At 60.7% G+C, this 18,134-nt stretch carries 21 protein-coding genes; 11 read left to right on the forward strand and 10 right to left on the reverse strand.

The genetic code is table 11. From position 1 onward, the window contains the following. Together AC1D1B_RS18590 and AC1D1B_RS18595 are read right to left on the reverse strand one after the other, a co-directional pair. Nucleotides 1–360 (reverse strand): aminotransferase class I/II-fold pyridoxal phosphate-dependent enzyme (locus AC1D1B_RS18590; RefSeq protein WP_477333925.1); only part of this gene is annotated, 360 nt, incomplete at its 3' end. Between the two features lie 555 nt (nucleotides 361–915). Beyond that, nucleotides 916–1,164, reverse strand: coding sequence for a lipoyl domain-containing protein (locus AC1D1B_RS18595; protein WP_477333926.1), 249 nt, complete (start codon nucleotides 1,162–1,164; stop codon nucleotides 916–918). A gap of 167 nt (nucleotides 1,165–1,331) precedes the next feature. Between AC1D1B_RS18595 and AC1D1B_RS18600 the strand changes: the two genes are divergently transcribed. Then, entirely contained in the window at nucleotides 1,332–1,535 is a 204-nt protein-coding gene (locus AC1D1B_RS18600) for a hypothetical protein (protein WP_477333927.1), read from the forward strand. A 225-nt stretch (nucleotides 1,536–1,760) separates the two neighbouring features. Here AC1D1B_RS18600 and fixJ read toward each other — a convergent pair whose 3' ends face one another. Both fixJ and AC1D1B_RS18610 read right to left on the reverse strand, forming a co-directional pair. Then, nucleotides 1,761–2,375 carry a response regulator FixJ gene (gene fixJ, locus AC1D1B_RS18605; RefSeq protein WP_477333928.1) on the reverse strand — a complete coding sequence of 205 codons (615 nt, stop codon included), beginning with the start codon at nucleotides 2,373–2,375 and terminating at the stop codon, nucleotides 1,761–1,763. Beyond that, nucleotides 2,362–3,942 carry a PAS domain S-box protein gene (locus AC1D1B_RS18610; RefSeq protein WP_477333929.1) on the reverse strand — a complete coding sequence of 527 codons (1,581 nt, stop codon included), beginning with the start codon at nucleotides 3,940–3,942 and terminating at the stop codon, nucleotides 2,362–2,364. Before AC1D1B_RS18610 ends, fixJ begins: the two co-directional genes overlap by 14 nt. A gap of 169 nt (nucleotides 3,943–4,111) precedes the next feature. On the opposite strand from AC1D1B_RS18610, the gene AC1D1B_RS18615 reads away from it, so the two are divergent. From AC1D1B_RS18615 to ccmE, 6 genes are all read left to right on the forward strand, one after another. Further along, nucleotides 4,112–4,921: a universal stress protein gene (locus AC1D1B_RS18615; protein ID WP_477333930.1), complete on the forward strand. Its 810-nt coding sequence runs from the start codon at nucleotides 4,112–4,114 to the stop codon at nucleotides 4,919–4,921. Continuing rightward, nucleotides 4,921–7,563 carry a magnesium-translocating P-type ATPase gene (gene mgtA, locus AC1D1B_RS18620; protein WP_477333931.1) on the forward strand — a complete coding sequence of 881 codons (2,643 nt, stop codon included), beginning with the start codon at nucleotides 4,921–4,923 and terminating at the stop codon, nucleotides 7,561–7,563. The genes AC1D1B_RS18615 and mgtA overlap by 1 nt, the downstream gene beginning before the upstream one ends. 19 nt (nucleotides 7,564–7,582) lie before the next feature. Beyond that, nucleotides 7,583–8,038, forward strand: coding sequence for an NUDIX hydrolase (locus tag AC1D1B_RS18625; protein WP_477333932.1), 456 nt, complete (start codon nucleotides 7,583–7,585; stop codon nucleotides 8,036–8,038). 117 nt (nucleotides 8,039–8,155) lie between these two features. After that, a complete protein-coding gene (locus AC1D1B_RS18630; RefSeq protein ID WP_477333933.1) occupies nucleotides 8,156–8,425 on the forward strand; it encodes a DUF6455 family protein in 270 nt (89 codons plus the stop codon). A 156-nt stretch (nucleotides 8,426–8,581) separates the two neighbouring features. Next, complete coding sequence (gene ccmI, locus AC1D1B_RS18635; RefSeq protein ID WP_477333934.1) at nucleotides 8,582–9,706, forward strand: c-type cytochrome biogenesis protein CcmI; 1,125 nt, start codon at nucleotides 8,582–8,584, stop codon at nucleotides 9,704–9,706. 3 nt (nucleotides 9,707–9,709) lie between these two features. After that, nucleotides 9,710–10,153 carry a cytochrome c maturation protein CcmE gene (gene ccmE, locus AC1D1B_RS18640; protein ID WP_477333935.1) on the forward strand — a complete coding sequence of 148 codons (444 nt, stop codon included), beginning with the start codon at nucleotides 9,710–9,712 and terminating at the stop codon, nucleotides 10,151–10,153. A 120-nt stretch (nucleotides 10,154–10,273) separates the two neighbouring features. Here ccmE and AC1D1B_RS18645 read toward each other — a convergent pair whose 3' ends face one another. The 3 genes from AC1D1B_RS18645 to AC1D1B_RS18655 form a co-directional block, all read right to left on the reverse strand. Next, nucleotides 10,274–10,972 carry a CBS domain-containing protein gene (locus AC1D1B_RS18645; protein WP_477333936.1) on the reverse strand — a complete coding sequence of 233 codons (699 nt, stop codon included), beginning with the start codon at nucleotides 10,970–10,972 and terminating at the stop codon, nucleotides 10,274–10,276. A 129-nt stretch (nucleotides 10,973–11,101) separates the two neighbouring features. Further along, entirely contained in the window at nucleotides 11,102–11,569 is a 468-nt protein-coding gene (locus tag AC1D1B_RS18650; RefSeq protein ID WP_477333937.1) for a DUF2231 domain-containing protein, read from the reverse strand. Between the two features lie 120 nt (nucleotides 11,570–11,689). Continuing rightward, a complete protein-coding gene (locus AC1D1B_RS18655) occupies nucleotides 11,690–11,923 on the reverse strand; it encodes a hypothetical protein (protein ID WP_477333938.1) in 234 nt (77 codons plus the stop codon). A gap of 139 nt (nucleotides 11,924–12,062) precedes the next feature. On the opposite strand from AC1D1B_RS18655, the gene AC1D1B_RS18660 reads away from it, so the two are divergent. The 3 genes from AC1D1B_RS18660 to AC1D1B_RS18670 all read left to right on the forward strand — a co-directional run bounded on the left by AC1D1B_RS18660 (nucleotide 12,063) and on the right by AC1D1B_RS18670 (nucleotide 14,385). After that, nucleotides 12,063–12,377 (forward strand): PepSY domain-containing protein, encoded by a 315-nt coding sequence (locus tag AC1D1B_RS18660; protein WP_477333939.1) that lies wholly within the window; start codon nucleotides 12,063–12,065, stop codon nucleotides 12,375–12,377. Beyond that, nucleotides 12,377–13,042: a response regulator transcription factor gene (locus AC1D1B_RS18665; protein WP_477333940.1), complete on the forward strand. Its 666-nt coding sequence runs from the start codon at nucleotides 12,377–12,379 to the stop codon at nucleotides 13,040–13,042. Before AC1D1B_RS18660 ends, AC1D1B_RS18665 begins: the two co-directional genes overlap by 1 nt. An 80-nt stretch (nucleotides 13,043–13,122) precedes the next feature. Then, nucleotides 13,123–14,385 (forward strand): sensor histidine kinase, encoded by a 1,263-nt coding sequence (locus tag AC1D1B_RS18670; RefSeq protein ID WP_477333941.1) that lies wholly within the window; start codon nucleotides 13,123–13,125, stop codon nucleotides 14,383–14,385. 7 nt (nucleotides 14,386–14,392) lie between these two features. Here AC1D1B_RS18670 and AC1D1B_RS18675 read toward each other — a convergent pair whose 3' ends face one another. From AC1D1B_RS18675 to AC1D1B_RS18685, 3 genes are read right to left on the reverse strand one after another with little or no spacing between them, the layout of a single operon-like run. Then, the gene (locus tag AC1D1B_RS18675) at nucleotides 14,393–15,904 is read right to left on the reverse strand and encodes an FAD-dependent oxidoreductase (RefSeq protein ID WP_477333942.1); all 1,512 of its coding nucleotides are present in this window, start codon (nucleotides 15,902–15,904) and stop codon (nucleotides 14,393–14,395) included. Beyond that, nucleotides 15,901–16,617: an FAD:protein FMN transferase gene (locus AC1D1B_RS18680; RefSeq protein ID WP_477333943.1), complete on the reverse strand. Its 717-nt coding sequence runs from the start codon at nucleotides 16,615–16,617 to the stop codon at nucleotides 15,901–15,903. Before AC1D1B_RS18680 ends, AC1D1B_RS18675 begins: the two co-directional genes overlap by 4 nt. A gap of 31 nt (nucleotides 16,618–16,648) precedes the next feature. Continuing rightward, the gene (locus tag AC1D1B_RS18685) at nucleotides 16,649–16,951 is read right to left on the reverse strand and encodes an FMN-binding protein (RefSeq protein WP_477333944.1); all 303 of its coding nucleotides are present in this window, start codon (nucleotides 16,949–16,951) and stop codon (nucleotides 16,649–16,651) included. 663 nt (nucleotides 16,952–17,614) lie between these two features. On the opposite strand from AC1D1B_RS18685, the gene AC1D1B_RS18690 reads away from it, so the two are divergent. After that, nucleotides 17,615–18,133, forward strand: coding sequence for a cytochrome b (locus AC1D1B_RS18690; RefSeq protein ID WP_477333945.1), 519 nt, complete (start codon nucleotides 17,615–17,617; stop codon nucleotides 18,131–18,133). The last annotated feature ends 1 nt before the right edge of the window (nucleotide 18,134 follow it).

Here is an 18,134-nt window from a genome sequence, read left to right on the forward strand (position 1 = left end):
GGCTTCGTTGGAGACGAAGCCGGAGGTGAAGACCAGGGCCGCTTCCTTGTCGTGCAGGTCGGCCAGTTCCGCTTCGAGCTCGACCAGCGGGTTGCTGGTGCCGGAAATGTTGCGGGTGCCGCCGGCGCCCGAGCCCATCTTGCTGGCCGCATTCTGGAACGCGGCGATGACATCGGGGTTCTGGCCCATGCCGAGATAGTCGTTGGAGCACCAGACGGTGATTTCCTCGGCGCGGCCGTTGGAACGCCAGATGGCGCGCGGAAACTTGCCGACAATGCGCTCGAGATCGGCGAAGACGCGGTAGCGCCGCTCGGCATGGAGCTGGTCGATCGCTTCCTCGAAGAACCGCTGGTAGTTCATGTCCGAATTTCCTTTGCCTTGAGCGATCTAAGGTGCCGCCGCACCGCCCCCGCTGCTGGAATCTCTTCCATTGCCGTCGAGACAGTATGGCGGCCACTCACCAAGTCCTGGCGCCTGCGTAATCCGTATCGCTGGTACGCCCGCGTTTACTCGCTGGTTCTTCTCTACGGGTTATCGGCCACACTGAACTTGGCAAGGGTTATCGTAAGCGTTTACGGGAAAGGACGACCTTGATTCATGTCAAAACAAATTGGGACTTCTCAGTTCGATATGAACCGGTGCATCGAGCCGCTGCGCAGCACGGAACGCGTAACGCCGCCAAAGGTCACCTCACGCAGACGGCTGTGCCGTCGACCGTGCCTGCCTTGTTGTGGGTCTGATGATGCGTCAGCGTCGTCGCAAGCCTCACGCTTTCGGCGGTCTCGCGATTGAAGAAAAACACCTTGGCTTCACGATGATCCAGCCAAGGCTACGGCATGTTGGGTATGCATTACGGAACATCCTTGGGTGTATTGTGGAGGAGTAAGTGCAATCGCCCCGGAGGCGCCAACGGCTTTAGCCGAGTTGCTGCTCCAGGGTTGCCAGGATCGATCCAGGTTCAATGACGGCATTCGCTGATGCGACGATGGTCGCGCGGCCATCTGCCGGCGCGACGATCTCGTGCAGTGCGTCTTCAACGCGAACCTCGGCTATGCGTTCTCCGGCCGTGATCATGTCGCCGCTGGCAATGAACCAGCGCTCCAGGATGCCCTCCGGCAACATGCTGGACCCCCATAGCGCTTCATCGACCTTGATATACAGCATCGCGATTCTCCTTGTGCCGTCGGACGATATGCCCCTGCGCGGCGCAGTCCTTGATCACGATCAATCGGCGTGTGACGCAGACGCCGCGATTGTACGGCGTTTGACGCTGATCAAATTCTGGTTCGGCAGTCGGCTTAAGATGTCCGACCATCGCCGGAGCCGAGGTCATGAAGCAGTTCAGGAAAAAGGTGCCCATCGCCATGGATGTCGGATCGGGTATTGGCACTCCGATCCCAATCGAATGGGTTGCCCACAGCGCGCGTGGCGCCACCACCAAGATGAGCTCTACGCTCGACAAGGCGCCTGCCTGTTCGGCGATTCCAGAAAATGATGCAGATCAAGGCGCACCACACCTTTTGAGAAGATTTTGATGCGATGTGGAAACCAGTCCTAAGCGCTCCGTTTGGTCGCGATCTCGAACTCGCCGTCTTCGACGAAGATGGCGAGCACGCGCTTGTGTTTGCCTGCAGAAGAGTGAAGGAGGGCTGGAAGAACGCTGCCAGTGGTGCCCGTCTCGACATCCGGCCGACCCATTGGCGCGATTGGAATTGGGAAAGGGCCGAGGTCAGAAATCGCAATCCTCTCGAAGACTCTCCCTAGGCTCTGGATTCCACGATCAACGCCATGCGCACCAGGTGTGACAGGCTGCTGGCCCCCATTTTGCTCATGACATTGGCCCGGTGGATTTCGACCGTGCGTGGGCTGATCCCCAGATCGTAGGCAATCGTCTTGTTGGGCAAACCGGAAACTAGTCCGTCCAGCACCTGCCGCTCGCGGTCCGACAAGGTCGACAGGCGCGCGCGGATATCCGCAGACTGTGGATGCGCCGCGTTCGCCTCGTTCCGGTTGGCCAGTGCAGAGCGGATCGCTTGGATCAGCATCTCGTCGTCGAACGGCTTTTCGATGAAATCGGAAGCGCCTTCCTTCATGGCCTGAACGGCGAGCGCCACGTCGGCATGGCCGGTCATGACGACGACTGGAATCTTATGGCCGCCTGCTCTGAGTTGCCGTAGCAATTCGATGCCGTCTATTCCCGGCATGCGCACGTCAGTGACGATGCAGCCGTCGAGATGGCCACTCGCCGCTGCGAGAAAAGCGGTGGCCGACTCGTATAGGCGTACAGCAAAGTCGGCTGTCGCCAGCAGAAAGCCGAGAGACTTGCGAACATCGACATCGTCGTCGACGACGTGGATCAGATCACTGTCGGCCATTTGTGACCTCATCCTTCTCAACGATGCGCAAGGTGAATCGGAAGGCGGTCCCGCCGGCCGGCATTGCCTCGGCCCATATGTGACCGCCGTGCGATTCAACGATGGTACGGCAAATGGAGAGACCGACACCCATGCCCTGTTTCTTGGTGGTCACAAATGGCTGGAAGAGTTGTGCCGAAATCTCCGGCGCGAGACCCGACCCGGTATCGATCACGCCCACCTCGGCCATGCCATCATCCCGGGCAACGGTTGTGATTGTCAATTCGCGGCGCGGTGCGCCTTGCATCGCCTCGACGGCGTTGCGCATCAGATTGAGCAGAACCTGTTGAATCTGGATGCGGTCGGTCAAGACCAGTTCCGCGGCAGGGTCGAGCTTGTAGCTGACCTGGACATTGATCTCCCTTGCACCAACCAGGGCGAGCGACGACGCTTCCTCGATGAGCGCCGGCAGTCGCTCGACCTGACGCTCGCTTTCGCCCCTGGCAACAAAATCGCGCAGATGACGAATGACGTCGCCTGCCCGCAGGGCCTGCTCGGCGGCCTTTTCCACGGCATCCCGCAGCATCGGCGCATTCTTCTCCTCGCTGTTCTCGAGCAGCCGCCGGCTGCCTTTCAGGTAATTCGTAATGGCGGTCAGCGGTTGGTTGATTTCATGAGCAAGCGTCGACGCCATCTCGCCAAGCGCGGTGAACCGCGCCATGTGCAGCAGCTCCTGCTGCTGTTCCTGTATTCGTGCTTCCGCGCGGTGACGTTCGGTCAGGTCGCGGCAAAAGCCGGTAAAGAAGCGTCCGGTTCCCGGATGCATTTCGCCGACGGAAAGTTCCATCGGAAAAGTCGTGCCATCCTTGCGCGCCCCGGTGACGGTGCGGCCGAGCCCGATGATCCGGCGCTCCCCGGTCGTCAGGTACCGAAGCAGATAGGCATCATGCTCGTCGCGATACGGCGCCGGCATCAACATTTTGACGTTCTGTCCGATGACCTCGCCTGACTGGTAACCGAACAGCGTTTCGGCAGCGGTGCTGAAGGACTGGATGCTGCCTTGCTCGTCGATGACGACCATCGCATCGGGCACAGTCGCCAGAATGGAACGGAGATGATCTTCGCGCAACAGAAGCGCTGCATTCGCGAATGAGAGATCGCTGACGTCGGTGCCTTCGATGAAGATGGCAGTAATCCGGCCATCATCGGCCCTGATCGGCTGGTAGACAACATCCAGGATGCGCTCTTCAATCGGCCCATGGCCGTTGTTACGAAGACCGATCTTGACGCCTTTGCCGCTATAGGGCTCGCCGGTCGAGTATACCCGATCCAGACGCTCGAGGAATTCGTGCCTTTCGAGTTCGGGTAAGGCCTCGCGCGCCGATTTTCCAATAACCTGCCGGTCGCCGATGAGTCGTTGATAGGCGGAATTGGTCAGCACGAACACATGGTCAGGCTCGCGTATCAGAGCCATGAATCCTGGAGCCTGTTCGAACATTTGCGACAACAGGGATTTCAGGGTCGTCCCGCCAGGCGACAAACTGAGCGCTTCGTCTTGAATCACCTGCGGTTCCTGGGCTCGAGACATATGCAATAGAGCCTAACTATCACTTCTCCCTTCAGAGACAAAACGGATCGAGACCGACGGTTTTGCATGCAAATGCAATCTCCGGGCTCTTTGACGCGCATCAAGGAAGCATGCGCCCGCTAGTGCAATTCATGACGCATTCGAATTGCTGCAAGGAAAGGCGCGCACAGTGTCCTACAAGTCGATCATCGTGAATCTCGCCGTAGATCTGCCTCCGACCGCCATCGTAAAGGCGGGTATCGAGCTTGCGGAGCGTTTTGGAGCCCATCTCATCGGTCTGGCGGCGGCGGATGTCCCGCCTTTGGTCGCGACCGGCCAAGGTATGGTCTACGAAGGCGAGGTGATGCAGATAGAGCGAACCGAAATCGAAAAGCGGCTTGCCGAATTGCGTGCCGAGTTCGAAAGACTGGTTCCGGCTTCGATCACAAGCGAATGGGGACAGGCCGTTTGCAGCCCGACCCGGTTCCTCAGCGCTTTCGCCCGGGTAGCCGACCTTATCGTGACCGCCGAATCGGGAGACAATGTGTTTCGCGCCGTGGATGTTGGCAGCCTGGCGCTCGGCATCGGCCGGCCAGTCCTGGTCACCGGAAACAATGTTGAACACATCCGCGCAAAAACGGTCCTGGTTGCCTGGAAGGATACCAGGGAGGCGCGAAGGGCGGTGGCGGATGCGTTGCCCTTCCTGGCCAAGGCCGATGAGGTTGTCGTCGCTACAATCGCGGCCAGAGGCGACGACAGCGTTCGTGACGGCCTCGCCGATGTCGCCGTCTATCTCGAGCATCATGGCATTGTGGCCGACACGGAACTGATAGCCGGTGAAGTCGACGGCGAGCAGTTGTTGACATTGGCGCGCTCTATCCGTGCCGACCTGATCGTCTCAGGCGCCTATGGCCATAGCCGCTTGCGCGAATGGGCGTTTGGTGGCGTCACCCGCACCCTGATCGAAGAGGGCAGCATCAATCGCTTCCTGTCATACTGATGGCATCGGCCATCGTGCCCCCTGGCGTGGACCAACAAACCGTCACGGCGGCCGCAAGTCCCTATTGGTCGGTCACCAGCGATGAGCTCGTGCAACGCCTGGGGACGTCCGCGACCTCGGGGCTGGCAGGGTCCGAGGTCGCCTCGCGGCTCGTCAGGTACGGCGCAAATACGCCGGCGTCGAAGTCAAGCGCGTCGGCGCTTGCCGTGTTCGTTCGCCAGTTCCGCAGCCCCCTTGTCCTGATCTTGATCTTCGCAGCCAGCGTTTCGGCCTTCGTTGGGGAAGGTCGGGAGGCAGCAATCATCGGGGCGATCGTGCTGGCAAGTTGCGTTCTCAGCTTCACCCAGGAGTATGGGGCGTCGCGAGCGACAGAGGCACTCAAACAGCGCATCTCGCGCAAGGCTGTCGTGCTTCGAGATGGGGTTGAATCCTCTGTTTCCGCTGAAGAAATCGTGCCGGGCGATCTCATCCGGCTATCAGCGGGAAACCTCATTCCTGCCGACGGCATCATCCTGGACGCACGAGACTTCAATGTCAGCGAGGCCGTGCTGACCGGGGAGACCTTCCCCGTCTTGAAGGCCGCCGGGCGACCTGACCCAAATGCCTCCGTCGCCCAACGCAACAATGCGGTGTTCACGGGCACATCCGTGCGTAGCGGGACGGCAACCGTGCTTGCGGCCGCAACCGGCGCCCGCACCGAATTCGCCTCCATTGCTGCGGCACTGGAGCGACAAATTCCGGAAACAGGGTTCGCCCGGGGGATCAGATTGTTTGGCTATCTGATGACCGAGATCATGCTGGCGATTGTCATCATGGTGTTCTTTGCCAACATGATGCTGCATCGTCCGCTGATTGAATCGCTTTTGTTTTCGCTGGCACTTGCGGTTGGCCTTACGCCTGAACTGCTTCCGGCCATTATCAGTGTGACGCTGGCCCGAGGGGCTCGCGCCATGGCGGCCAATGGCGTCATCGTGCGCCGTCTCGATGCCATCGAGAATCTGGGCAGCATGGACTTGCTGTGCACCGACAAGACCGGCACGCTAACGGAAGGCGTGATCCACCTCGACGGTTGGCTCGATGTCGATGGCAATGCGTCAGCCGACATTCTGCTCTGGGCACGTCTTAACGCGACCCTGCAGACCGGACTGAAGAACCCGCTGGACGAGGCGATCGCCGCTGCGCCAGGCGAGGGCGCAGCAATGGCTGCCTTCACGAAGGTCAATGAGATTCCCTACGATTTCATCCGTAAGCGTCTATCCGTAATCGTGCGGAGCACCGAAGACCTTCTGATCACCAAAGGCGCCGTGCAAAATGTCCTTGAAGTCTGCGCCTTCATCCGCACAGCCAAGGGGTTGGAGCCCCTCGATGCAACGCACCATGCGGCGATCGACGAGAAATTCCGGCGCTGGAGCGCGGAAGGCTACCGCGTCCTGGGCGTGGCGATCCGTCCATTTGAGAGCCGGAAAACGTTTAGCAGGACAGATGAAATCGATCTTGCCTTCGCGGGCTTCCTGCTTTTCCTCGACCCGCCTAAGAAAGGCGTCAAGGAGACGCTTGTCGAGCTCGCCCACCGCGGCATCGCGGTAAAGGTCATTTCGGGCGACAACCGCTACGTTACCGCGCATCTTGCCCAGGCGATCGGCCTGCGCGCCGACAGGATCATGACCGGCGAGGCGCTTTCGAAATTGACCAAGAGCGCGCTCTTTGCAGGCGTTCAGCACACCGACCTCTTCGTCGAAATTGATCCCAACCAGAAGGAGCGCATCGTTCAGGCCTTGCGGAGCAGGGGGCATTTGGTTGGTTACCTGGGCGATGGCATCAATGATGCGCCTGCTCTCCATGAGGCAGATATTGGCATCTCGGTCGACACCGCTGTCGATGTCGCGCGCGAGGCCGCCGACATTATCCTTCTCAAGCAGGATCTGGGCGTGCTGGTGCGCGGCGTCGACGACGGCCGCAAGACATTCGCCAACACGATGAAGTATATCTCCATCACCACCAGCGCCAATTTCGGCAACATGATCAGCATGGCTATTGCCTCGCTTTTCCTGCCTTTCCTGCCGCTTCTGGCAGCGCAGATCCTGCTCAACAATTTCCTTTCCGACGTTCCTTCTCTGGCGATCGCAAGCGACAATGTGGACCCAGACCAGCTGCGCCGGCCGCGCCATTGGGACATCCGTTTTGTGCGGCGGTTCATGATCAGCTTTGGCCTGGTCAGCTCGCTGTTCGATTTCGCCACGTTCGCGTTCCTGCTGTTCGTCGCGCACGCCACGGCGGCTGCCTTCCAGACCGGCTGGTTTGTCGAGTCGTTGCTGACAGAGCTAGCGATCGTGCTCATTGTGCGCACACACAGAGCTTTCTGGGCAAGCCGTCCGAGCCCGTTGCTCGCCTGGCTTACGCTGGCTGTCGGGATTGTCGCGATCATGATCCCCTATCTGCCCTTTGCTGCCTGGTTCGGCTTCGTGCCTTTGCCGCTGCCCGTGCTTGCCGGGCTTGTCGCTATCACCGCGCTCTATCTCCTGGCCTCGGAGGCGACCAAGCGCTGGTTCTTTGGACACGAGAGCCGCCAGTCGCAGCGGAAGAGGGCGGGGCAGCTGATCGATGCAGAGCCCAAGCCTCATGTGGCCTATCCGAGATTATAGGCCGGTTTGGCTTGACGCGATGATGAAAAGAAGCGCGGGCATTCTGCCCTATCGCAGATCGAGCAATGGGCTGCAGGTGCTGCTCGTCCATCCGGGCGGCCCTTTCTGGCAAAGCCGCGATCTTGGCGCCTGGTCCATCGCCAAGGGCGAGTATGGCGAAGGCGAACTGCCAGAAGCAGCGGCGCGGCGCGAATTCCAGGAAGAGACAGGTTGGGAACCAAAGGGAGCCCTGCTCAATCTGGGAGAGTTGCGCCAGCGAAAGAGCAAAATCATCACTGCTTTCGCGCTGGAAGGCGATTTCGATACCGCCACGTTGCGCAGCAACATGTTTGAGATGGAATGGCCACGACACAGTGGCCGCATGCAGTCATTTCCCGAGGTGGATCGCAGTGCATGGCTGGATCTAGGCCTGGCCCGGGCAAAACTGCTTGCCGGTCAGCGGCCCTTTCTCGACCGGCTCGTCACTTCTGTTTAGCGCGCCATACTTCCTTTCCAAGGGCTCAGAGGTTGGCAAGGATGCCGCCTCTTGATCGAGATCAACGCCACCTGCCGCCAACATGGCAATGATGGCGAGTAGGCAGGAGTGATCAACATGAGCTTTCTCGATTACCTGATCTCGGTCGACGCCAGAACGGCTCTGATGGGTCGCATGATGCGGACGGTCGGCGTCGACAGACATTTGAAGGTCGTGGCAGACCATGCGGCCGTCACAAATCGAGCGGTGAACCGCTGCCGTGCCTGCGGCCATCAGGACGAATGCATGACCTGGCTCGATGAACACGAGCATGCCAGCGAGCCGCCGGCCTATTGCCACAACCGTGACCTGATTGCCCGGTTGCAACACGTATCTGGCGAAGGATAGCGGCTTTTGACCGCAACGCGGCCGCTCGATGTCGCAGGCCTCATGGCACTCTTAGTCGCGGTTTGGGCTGCAGACCGCATCGACCAAGCGTGACTTGCCGGCCGTTCGAGCGCCACTATGCGCAACGGCAGCTTCACCCCTATTGGAAGAGCCACAATGTTCTGGGTCATGGCTGCAATCCTTACGCTGGGCGCCAGCATGGCGGTTCTGTTGCCGCTGGCCAGCGGCATGAAGCGGATTGCGACCGCAGGCGATCACGACCTTGAAGTCTATCGCGACCAGCTTTCCGAACTCGACCGCGACGTGGCGCGCGGTTTGATCCGTGATATCGATGCGGAAGAAGCGCGGGCCGAGATCGGTCGACGCATACTGCGCCAGCGCCCTTCCGCTCAGACCGGGGCCGACGACAAGCACCTGTCGCTGGCAGCAAAACTGGTTGCCACGGCCGCCGTGCTGGCGGTGCCGCTGGTCAGCTGGGGGGTCTACGGCGCATTGGGCTCACCGGGCCTTCCTTCGCAGCCGCTTGCCGAAAGGCTAGACAATAATCCAGCGGTCGCGTCGGTTGACGAATTGGTTGCCCGCGCCGAGGCGCATCTCGCCGCCAAGCCCCTTGACGGCAAGGGTTGGGACGTCCTGGCGCCGGTCTATGTGCGCATGAAACGCTTTCCCGACGCGGTGATCGCCTATCGCAATGCCATCCGGCTCGGTGGCGAAAGTGCCGACCGGGAAGCCGGTCTCGGCGAAGCCATTGGAAGTGCCGCCGGCGGAGTTGTTTCGGCGGAGGCGCAACAAGCCTTCGAGGCGGCGCTGCAGATCGATCCGCAAAATCCGAAGGCGCGTTTCTATCTGGCGATGGCTATGGCGCAGGAAGGTCGCACGGCGGAGGCGACGACGGCCTTGCAGGGCATGCAGGCCACGTTGCCGGCCGGATCCCCCTGGAGCATCGCTGTCGCACGGGCGCTGGCCGAGAAGGAGGTCACGTCCCCAGCGGCAGAGTCCGCAACGAATGCGCAAACGATTGACCCGGCGCGGTCGATGTCGCCGCACGACAGGCAGGCGATGATCGAAACAATGGTCGCCGGCCTCGACGAGAAGCTCAACCAGAACCCGCGCGATGGCGAAGGCTGGATGCGGCACATTCGTTCCTACGTTGTGCTGGGCAAGGCCGACCAGGCGCGCGACGCGCTGCATCGCGGTATTGCCGTGTTTGGCGCCGACAGTGAGGAAGCGAAGAAATTCACCGCCTTTGCCGCCTCGCTCGGCCTGACGGCGACGGAGTAGGGCATGACGCGCAAGCAGAAGCGATTGTCGGTGATTGTCGGAGGGCTGGCCTTCCTCGGCGCCGCCACTGGGCTGACCTTCTATGCGCTGGGCCAAAAGGCCTCGTATTTTTACATGCCTGCCGATCTGACCACCGCCAGCCTGCAGCCGGGACAGCGCATCAGGCTCGGCGGCCTTGTCGAGAAGGGCACGGTTGTGCGCGGGCAGGGCGCAACCGTTGCGTTCTCGGTCACCGACACGCACAAATCGGTCAAGGTCACCTACACCGGCATCCTGCCCGACCTGTTTCGCGAGGAGCAGGGCGTCATCACCGAAGGAAGTTTTGGCCCCGATAGTGTCTTCGCCGCCGACAGCGTGCTGGCGAAGCACGACGAGCGCTATATGCCCAAGGATGTGGCCGACGGGCTGAAGATCAAGGGTGTCTGGCAGGAGAGCAAGGGTGAGTAGCAAGGTTGGACCTTGCTGAAGCCGTTGCGCGGCGCGCTGCGGCAGCGACACCCGGTCGGCGGGTTCGGCGGCCGGCCCGATTCTACAACGCGATGCGCCCTGGACGCGCCGTTCGTAGGTTCAGGAAACAAGTATCACGGACATCGGTCCGGCGCAGAAGAGATTGTCCTTTACGGTTTTGACGCCAGCAACATTCTCGGCGGCAACAATGGCCGCCTGGCGCTGGCGTTCGTCGAATATGGCGCCACTCAGTTCGACCGCACCATTTTCCACGACGACGCCGATCAAATCGGCGTTGGCCCATTTCTGTGCCAGGAGCTCGGCGACAATGCTCTGCCGGATCTGGTCGTCGCTGACGGCGCTCGACGCCGCGCTTGTCGAAACGCGCAACAGCGCGCGGAGCAGATCGGAGCGGGCAATCATGCCAACGACCCTTCCGTGCTCGACGATCGGGATGCGTTTGACGCGGTGCTTGGTCATCAGTTCGACGATCTGCTCGATCGACGCGGTGGGAGGCGCGGTCAGGACGCTGTCGGTCATAACCTCCTCGACCAACCGTCCATTGGCGAGGACATACTCCTGGGCAAGGCTTCCCGGGCCGACCAGAAATTCCAGCCAGCGTGGGCGCCTGCGTTGCGTGCCCAATTCGCTGCGGCGAAGAAAATCACCTTCACTGACGATCCCCACAAGGGCACCGTCGCTGCGAACGACGGGAAGGCCGCTGATCTTGTTGGTGAGCATCAATCCGGCCGCCTCGGCGATCGATGCGGACGGATTTATTGCGATGACCGGCTTGCTCATAATGGCTTCGGCTTGCATGTCGCTCTCCGGAGTTTCCAATTCTCCGACTTCTTAAAAGGCACAAGCAGGAAGCGCCTTGATCTGAATCATTTTTGCTCTCGATGCAAATGGTCCAAAGGAAGGTCGCCACTTACGGGCGCATGCCCGTCAACCAGCAATCGCGCTCTTGGCTACATTCACACCAAGTTCATAGACCAGCAGTCCACCATAGTAGGCCGTCGCGGTCACCAGTATCGCTCCGCCAACTTCAATCAAAGGAATGGCGATCGTTACAACCCGCATGTCACGGTTCCGCACCCAGAGGGCGAGCCGCACAAGTCCCCAGATCAGGAAGGCAAAGGCAGTGATACTCCCCAGGCTTTCGTGGATTTCCGCGATATCGCTGTTGAAGCCGGCCGCTTCGGCGTGATCCAGGGCAAGACCGCCGAAGAACCAGGTCCCAATGGCGAAGGCCCCGGCTGCCAGGGCCAAAAACGTTGAGATCGTGCCGGCACCTGATTTCCTGGTGACGGCTCTGCCGCCAGCCAGAGCCACTAAGTCGATAGCCGCAAGCGTGTAGATCAGAACGATGGGAAAATGAACAAGAATGGGGTGGATGTGTTGGATGGGAACCACGAAAACTCTCCAGAAATTGGTAGGGGACTTTGGATAATTGCCGGCCTTGCAGCGAGCCTTGGCCGGCGACATTTGCGACGGCTTTGTGCTGCAGCGGGCCACGCACTGCGAACGAGAGATCTAGTCGTCTTCGTAGGCCTCATCGCCCTGCCGGTCGTCACACGCATCGTCATCCCCTTTGATGGCCTTCGGGTTGGTGGCGTCCTGCATCGGGATGGCCTGCAGGTCGATCGGGCCGGATGGGACAACAGACGATGGCGCCCCACATGATCCTTCGTCAGATTCAGCGGCCGCCGGCATGGCAAAGGTCGTGAGGCCTCCAAGTGCTGCAATGACAAGCATGGAATTGCGCATGGTCTGGGTCCTTCTTGGCGCGGCCATGATTGGACGCGATGATGCCTTGATATGGACCCCTTGCTTGCTGCGGGCTGAGGATGACTGACAGCAAATTGAAAGCTTCAATGTGCGACATGTCTTGCCGATGAAAAGCCAATTGAAGCGTTTGGCGGTGCTGGGTCTCGCTGGACTTGTCCTGGCCATGCCTGTCGCTGCCCGCGCCGATGAGGACGACGACGGCGACCATGACCGGGCCCGGGATCTGTACGAGCACGGTGAAATCAAAGGTCTTGCCAAGATACTGGACATTGTCCGCGCTAAAGCTCCCGGCGATGTTGTTGCGGTCGATCTCATCCGCAAGGCCAACAAATGGGTCTACCGGTTCCAGGTCGTCGGTGCCGATGGCCAGCGAAAGACCGTCGACGTCGACGCCGGTGCCGGTGTCATCATGCGCGACGGGGAGGGCGACTGATGAAGATCCTCCTCGCCGAAGACGAGCCCCGTATCGCCGCCGATATTGCGACTGTCCTCAAGGCATCCGGAATGGCGGTTGATACCGTTCGCGATGGCGAGGCTGCCTGGTTCGCGGGTGATGTCGAGAACTACGATGCCGCGATCCTGGACCTCGGATTGCCGAAGCTCGATGGTCTCACGATCTTGAAACGTTGGCGAGCCAACGCCCGGCGGTTTCCGGTTCTCATCCTCACCGCAAGGGGGATGTGGACGGACCGTGTGGAAGGCATCAACTCCGGTGCGGACGACTATCTTCCCAAGCCTTTTGAAATGGAAGAACTGCTCGCCCGGTTGCGGGCAATCCTGCGTCGCTCAGCCGGGCAGGCGACACCGGTGTTAAGGTCGGGGCCGTTGCTCTTGGACACGCGCCAGATGCGCATTTCGCTGCGCGGCATTCCCATTGCGCTTTCGCCGCTGGAATACCGGTTACTGGCGTTTCTGATGCACCACGCCGGCCGAGTGGTGGCGCCGACTGAACTGGCCGAGCATTTGTATGATTCAGGAAATGACCGAGATCCAAACACGATTGAGGTGATCGTCGCGCGCTTGCGACGGAAGCTCGGTAGCGATGTCATCGAAACACGACGCGGGTTCGGGTACCTGATGCCCGATGGTCCAGCCTGATGGGCAACTCGATCCGCTTCAGGCTGTGGCTCGCGGCAACGATCTCGATTCTTGTCGCACTCGGCATCGCCGGCGCTGGCTTGCGCTATCTGTTCGAACTGCACGTCGAGCGGCGCGTGGTGGGCGAACTGACGGTCGACCTCAACGAACTGATCGGCGCAACGACCTTCGCAAGCGATGGCCGCCTTGTCGTGAACCCCGTGCTGACGGACCCGCGCTTCGCCAACCCGCTCTCCGGTTACTACTGGCAAGTGGAAGACATCGCCACCGGCAGGCTCGAGCGTTCCCGATCATTGTGGGACGCCAAGCTGCTTCTGCCTGCCCACATCGAAACTGGTGGGCTGAGAACGGTCGAGGAGTTCACAGGCCCCGGCGGGGAACTCAGCATTGCGGTCGAGCGTACGATCATCGATGCCGGTGGCCGTTCCTTTCGCGCTATCATGGCGGAAGATCATCGAACCGTCGAAGTATCTGTAAGCGAATATGTTCGCGACCTTGCTCCGGCTCTCCTGATGCTCGCGGCAGTCCTCATGGCCGCGTTTTTCATCCAGATCACCATCGGCCTTGCACCGCTGGATACCTTGCGTGTCGCCGTCGGAAGCGTGATTGCGCAGCGAACGGCGCGGCTCGATGTGGTGGCACCAAGCGAGGTCCAGCCGCTCGCGGACGAAATCAATCGTCTTCTCGATGCCCAGGAGAAAGCGCTTGCGCGAGCCCGTTCGCGCGCCACCGATCTGGCGCATGGCCTCAAGACACCGCTGCAAGTCCTATCGGCCGACATACGGGCCTTGCGGAAAAAAGGCGAAACGGAGCTGGCCGATGAGATCGAGAAGAGCGCCGGAGCGATCCGACGCCATGTCGAGCGGGAGCTAGCACGCGCCCGCCTTGCGCCCGGCGTCTCCGGCAAGGCATCCTGCCTTGTGTCGGACGTGGCGGCTGGCGTCATTGCCGTCGTCAAACGGACACCAAGCGGCAAGCAGCTGTCTTTTAAGACGCCCGTCGCGGAAGATTTGAGGGCGCCAATCGATGAAGGCGACTTGTCGGAAATTCTCGGCAATCTTGTCGAGAACGCCGCACGCTACGCAAAGTCGTCGATCCGTGTCGATGCATCCACCACCTCAGGCGAGGTGATCGTCACTGTCGCCGATGATGGCCCAGGTATACCGGATGCCGATCGCGAATCCGCCTTGTCGCGTGGCGTCCAGCTCGACAGCAAGGGCGGCAGCAGCGGCTTAGGCCTGGCCATCGTTTCGGACATCGTCGAAGCTTATGGCGGACGCCTTGCGATGGCCAACGCCGGTCCGGGTCTGGTCGTGACCATTTCCCTGCCGCGACACGGTTGAGCCTGCTTCAGGCAAAGCCCGGGAAATAGTCGACCTTAATCTTCGAGCGGCGAAGGCCCATGGCCAACAGTTTCTGACGTAGCGCCTTGACCATCGCCTGCGGGCCGGAAATGTAGAAAGTGCGCTCGAGGTAGTCGGGTATGGCCAGACGTATCAGGCGGTCGTCGATGTATCCGGGATATTGCCCGGGCTCGGCGCCGCGCGCCACAGCGTGGATTGTCTTGATGCCAAGTTCCTGCCAGGCCGCGCCAAGCACGTCGCGATAAGCGATGTCCTGCTGGCCTTCGGTTCCGTAGAGGATGACGATCGGTCGCCGCTCCTTGCGGTCGATGAGATATTGCAGCATCGAGCGGAACGGCGTGATGCCGATGCCTCCGGCCAGGAACGCGATCTTGGTTTCACGCCGGGCGGGCAGCGTGAAATTGCCGGCCAGTTGCGCGGCGTGGATCGTGCTGCCTGGCTTCATGGTCATCAATTCGCGCTTGAAGGCACTTGATTGCGGATAGAACTTGACGCCGAGACGGACTGTCTCCTCCGTCGGCGCCGAGGCGACCGTGAAATAGCGGCGGTTGCCGCGGTTGTCGGCACGATCGAGGCCAAGCGTCCATTCGAGATATTGGCCGGCCTCAAAGGCGAGTTTGCGCGGCGACCGGAAGATGAAGTCAAAGCTGTCGACGGCCGATTGCTCGATGCGTTCGAGCGTCAGCACGAAGCGTCCCTTGGGTCCTGCCGCATAGGCAAACAGGTTGCCGGCGAGCAGCGCCAGTTCCGGCGTGAAATAGAACGAGCCGATATGGATGTTGGGAGCAAACAGAAAGCCGACGATGGCGGCGAAGGCAATGCGGGGCCACCGCATCGTCGGTGCCGTCAGCGGCTCTGTCAGCATCACAAAGGCAAAGAACAGCAGAGGTGACGAACCCAGTGTCTCCGTAAGTGCGGTCCAATACTGTGACGGATCGCTGGTTGCCAGAATGGTCGCCGGCGCCACGACAACAAAGGTCGAGACAAGATCAAGCCGGCGCAGTTTGCGGACAATGAGCATGCCGCCGAGGAGAACGAGCGGAAGCAGCGGCAGATTGCCGCCAACCCACCAGGTGGCCGGTTGGTCGAGCAGCAGCGCCGACAGCGCCACGCCCAGCGCAGCCGGATTGAAAAGGTGCTTCCGGCCGACGGCGAGAATGTATTTGGATGAAATCGCCCAGACGGACGCGAAGGTTACCGCCGCGATCCCCTTGAGGTCCGTAGCGGCTACCGGATCGAGGATGAGCGCCAGGATGAGCGCGGTGATGTAGACGGACTCGTTGTTGGCCGGGACGGCAAAGACATGCACAAAGACCTTGTTGGTGAGCCAGCAGGCGGCCAGCGCCAGAGCCGTCGTGAAGGCGAGCGCAATCGGATCATGTGGCACCAGCTTGACGAAGCCGAGCACGAACGCCGCCCCGACCAGCGCCATCAGATAGTAGAGGACCAGCCTGTACATCGTCAGATGATCGAGGAATCGGTCTATGGTTTTGATCATGGCAGGCAAAGGGCTCCGAACCCGGTTGTCGGCGTAGCGCGGCCATTGGCGTTGACGAGATAGCCCTCCAGGCCAGGCGTCTGCTCGATGAAGAGAATGCCGTCCCGTCCCATGGCGAAGGCTGCGGTGGCGAAACGATCGGCTTCGAGCACATCGGCGCCGATGACGGTCAGGCTGACGATGTCTTGGATCGGACTGCCAATCCCATGCGGGTTGTAGATGTGTTGACCGCGGATATAGGTGCCGGAGGTTGCGACACCGCGACCGCGGGGATAGACGATCTTTACGATCTCTTCCGCGTTGAAGGGATTGCGGATGCCGACGCTCCAATCATGACCCAAGGCATTCTTCCCACAGGACTGGACGTCGCCACCCGCCTCGATGAAGAAATCGCTGATGCCGGCTCGCGCAACGATGGCTGCCGCGTTGCGGATGGCCCAGCCCTTGACGATGCCGGAAGGATCGAGCGACCCGTCGGGCTTGCGAATGTCGAAGTATCCGTCCGTCTGGTCTTTCGTTTGTTGGGCGAGAGCGAACACTTCCGTCATCTCGCCACTCCAGTCGATGACTGGAACGTCGCCGCGGTTGATGGCCGTGATCTCGCTGTCGGACCGGTATGTGCTGAAGCGCTGGTCGATATCTTCGAAATAGCCGAAGACCATGTCGATCAACCCAGCGGCCGACGTGCCGCCGACGTCGACAGAAATGGGCATGCCCATCAAAATTCGCGTCTCGCGCATGGACCTACGACGACGCTTTCTTCAGCGCGCCGCGCAGCGACTGGATGAATGCCCTGCTGGTCAGCGTCGCGCCCGAAATGATGTCGACATTGGCGCTTTGGGCGCTGATCGCTTCGTCGCGAAGCATGGGCAGCGCCTGCCTGTTGATGTTGATGGAGGTGCGGCGGTCGGAGGGATATTTCAGCACTTTCAGTGCCGTAAGCTGCCCCCCCTGTACCAGGGCCTGAATCTGAATGATGCCGTAGTAGGCATCGGCCGTGGGGCCGGTGTAGACGCCATCGGCATAGCCATGTGCGGCGAGCTTCATGCCCACCCGGACGACGCGTGCTGGTGCTTCCGGATATGCCGGCCTCGGCTGCGGGACTGGTATATAGATGGCGGGCGTTACGGCGAATGAGGGCGTTGACGACGCAGGATCGGTGACAGCCGGCGCCACTGGCTGTGGCTGTGGCGGTGGCGACGGTTGCGGTGCCGCCGGAACCACTGTGTGCTTTTCTGGATCATTTGGCCGTTCGGCGGGCACTGCTATGCCAGCCGTCGTTTCCCGGGCAATCGAGAGCCCTGTCCTGAACCGCGGATCAAGGGGCGCCGGGGAGATTGGGAGCGCCGGCAAACCCGAAGCCGATGCGGGCTCTTTGGGCTGCATGGAAGGCGCATCGGCTGCGTCGACCGGCAGCCTTTCGTCGAGCAAATCGTTTGACGAATCCTTGCCGACCTGATCCCAAACATAAGCGCCGGAGGCGGCGATCACGAAAAGTGACAGGGCAATCTGTTTCATCTGAATTGTGCTTCCACATTGAATCCGCTTCGGATGCAATATCCCACGACCAAGCTGACAACTGGCTGTCAGCCGAGATCGAACTGTGGGGGGCAGTGAAAGCTCGAGGGGGGTGGGAAATTGACTTGTCCCAGATCAAGGTGTCGCATAAGCAGCAAGCTAGGAAGGTTCTCTCAAACGAGGTAGCTGCCTATGCCTGTTGCCAACCAGCCAGCCGGATACACCGCAACCCAGATCTTGCTGCATTGGACAATCGCGGTGCTGATCGTCCTTCCGCTTGTAATCGGTGAGGACATCAAGCCGGCTTACCGTGCGGTCTCGCGCGGTGTCGAGCCTGCAGCTGGCGACGTCTTCAATGCGAACATTCATGTTTATGTCGGTTTGGCTGTTCTGGTGCTGGCGATCTGGAGGCTTGCGGTCCGTCTACGGCATGGTGTTCCGGCTGCGCCGCGCGAAGAAAGTGTCTTGCTGAAACGGATTGCCGCAGCTGCCCATTTCCTGCTGTATCTTTTCATCTTCGGGATGCCGATTACCGGGGCGCTGGCATGGTACTTCAGCTTTCGAGCGATGGGTGATATCCACGAACTCGCCAAGCCGGTGATCATCATTGTCGTCGGCCTCCATGCCGCAGCGGCGCTGTGGCAACATTTCTATATGAAATCGGAGGTGCTGGTCAGGATGCTGCGACCTGCCGGACGGCGCGCGCCGTGAT

It is taken from the genome of Mesorhizobium sp. P2_C5_2, assembly GCF_056404535.1.

Excerpts from the sequence above, each read along its gene's own strand:
- AC1D1B_RS18595 (WP_477333926.1), bottom strand. The coding sequence starts at position 1,164 with ATGCTGTATATCAAGGTCGATGAAGCGCTATGGGGGTCCAGCATGTTG.
- AC1D1B_RS18600 (WP_477333927.1), top strand. The coding sequence starts at position 1,332 with ATGAAGCAGTTCAGGAAAAAGGTGCCCATCGCCATGGATGTCGGATCG.
- fixJ (WP_477333928.1), bottom strand. The coding sequence starts at position 2,375 with ATGGCCGACAGTGATCTGATCCACGTCGTCGACGACGATGTCGATGTT.
- AC1D1B_RS18610 (WP_477333929.1), bottom strand. The coding sequence starts at position 3,942 with ATGTCTCGAGCCCAGGAACCGCAGGTGATTCAAGACGAAGCGCTCAGT.
- mgtA (WP_477333931.1), top strand. The coding sequence starts at position 4,921 with ATGGCATCGGCCATCGTGCCCCCTGGCGTGGACCAACAAACCGTCACG.
- AC1D1B_RS18625 (WP_477333932.1), top strand. The coding sequence starts at position 7,583 with ATGATGAAAAGAAGCGCGGGCATTCTGCCCTATCGCAGATCGAGCAAT.
- AC1D1B_RS18630 (WP_477333933.1), top strand. The coding sequence starts at position 8,156 with ATGAGCTTTCTCGATTACCTGATCTCGGTCGACGCCAGAACGGCTCTG.
- ccmI (WP_477333934.1), top strand. The coding sequence starts at position 8,582 with ATGTTCTGGGTCATGGCTGCAATCCTTACGCTGGGCGCCAGCATGGCG.
- ccmE (WP_477333935.1), top strand. The coding sequence starts at position 9,710 with ATGACGCGCAAGCAGAAGCGATTGTCGGTGATTGTCGGAGGGCTGGCC.
- AC1D1B_RS18645 (WP_477333936.1), bottom strand. The coding sequence starts at position 10,972 with ATGCAAGCCGAAGCCATTATGAGCAAGCCGGTCATCGCAATAAATCCG.
- AC1D1B_RS18655 (WP_477333938.1), bottom strand. The coding sequence starts at position 11,923 with ATGCGCAATTCCATGCTTGTCATTGCAGCACTTGGAGGCCTCACGACC.
- AC1D1B_RS18665 (WP_477333940.1), top strand. The coding sequence starts at position 12,377 with ATGAAGATCCTCCTCGCCGAAGACGAGCCCCGTATCGCCGCCGATATT.
- AC1D1B_RS18675 (WP_477333942.1), bottom strand. The coding sequence starts at position 15,904 with ATGATCAAAACCATAGACCGATTCCTCGATCATCTGACGATGTACAGG.
- AC1D1B_RS18680 (WP_477333943.1), bottom strand. The coding sequence starts at position 16,617 with ATGCCCATTTCTGTCGACGTCGGCGGCACGTCGGCCGCTGGGTTGATC.
- AC1D1B_RS18685 (WP_477333944.1), bottom strand. The coding sequence starts at position 16,951 with ATGAAGCTCGCCGCACATGGCTATGCCGATGGCGTCTACACCGGCCCC.
- AC1D1B_RS18690 (WP_477333945.1), top strand. The coding sequence starts at position 17,615 with ATGCCTGTTGCCAACCAGCCAGCCGGATACACCGCAACCCAGATCTTG.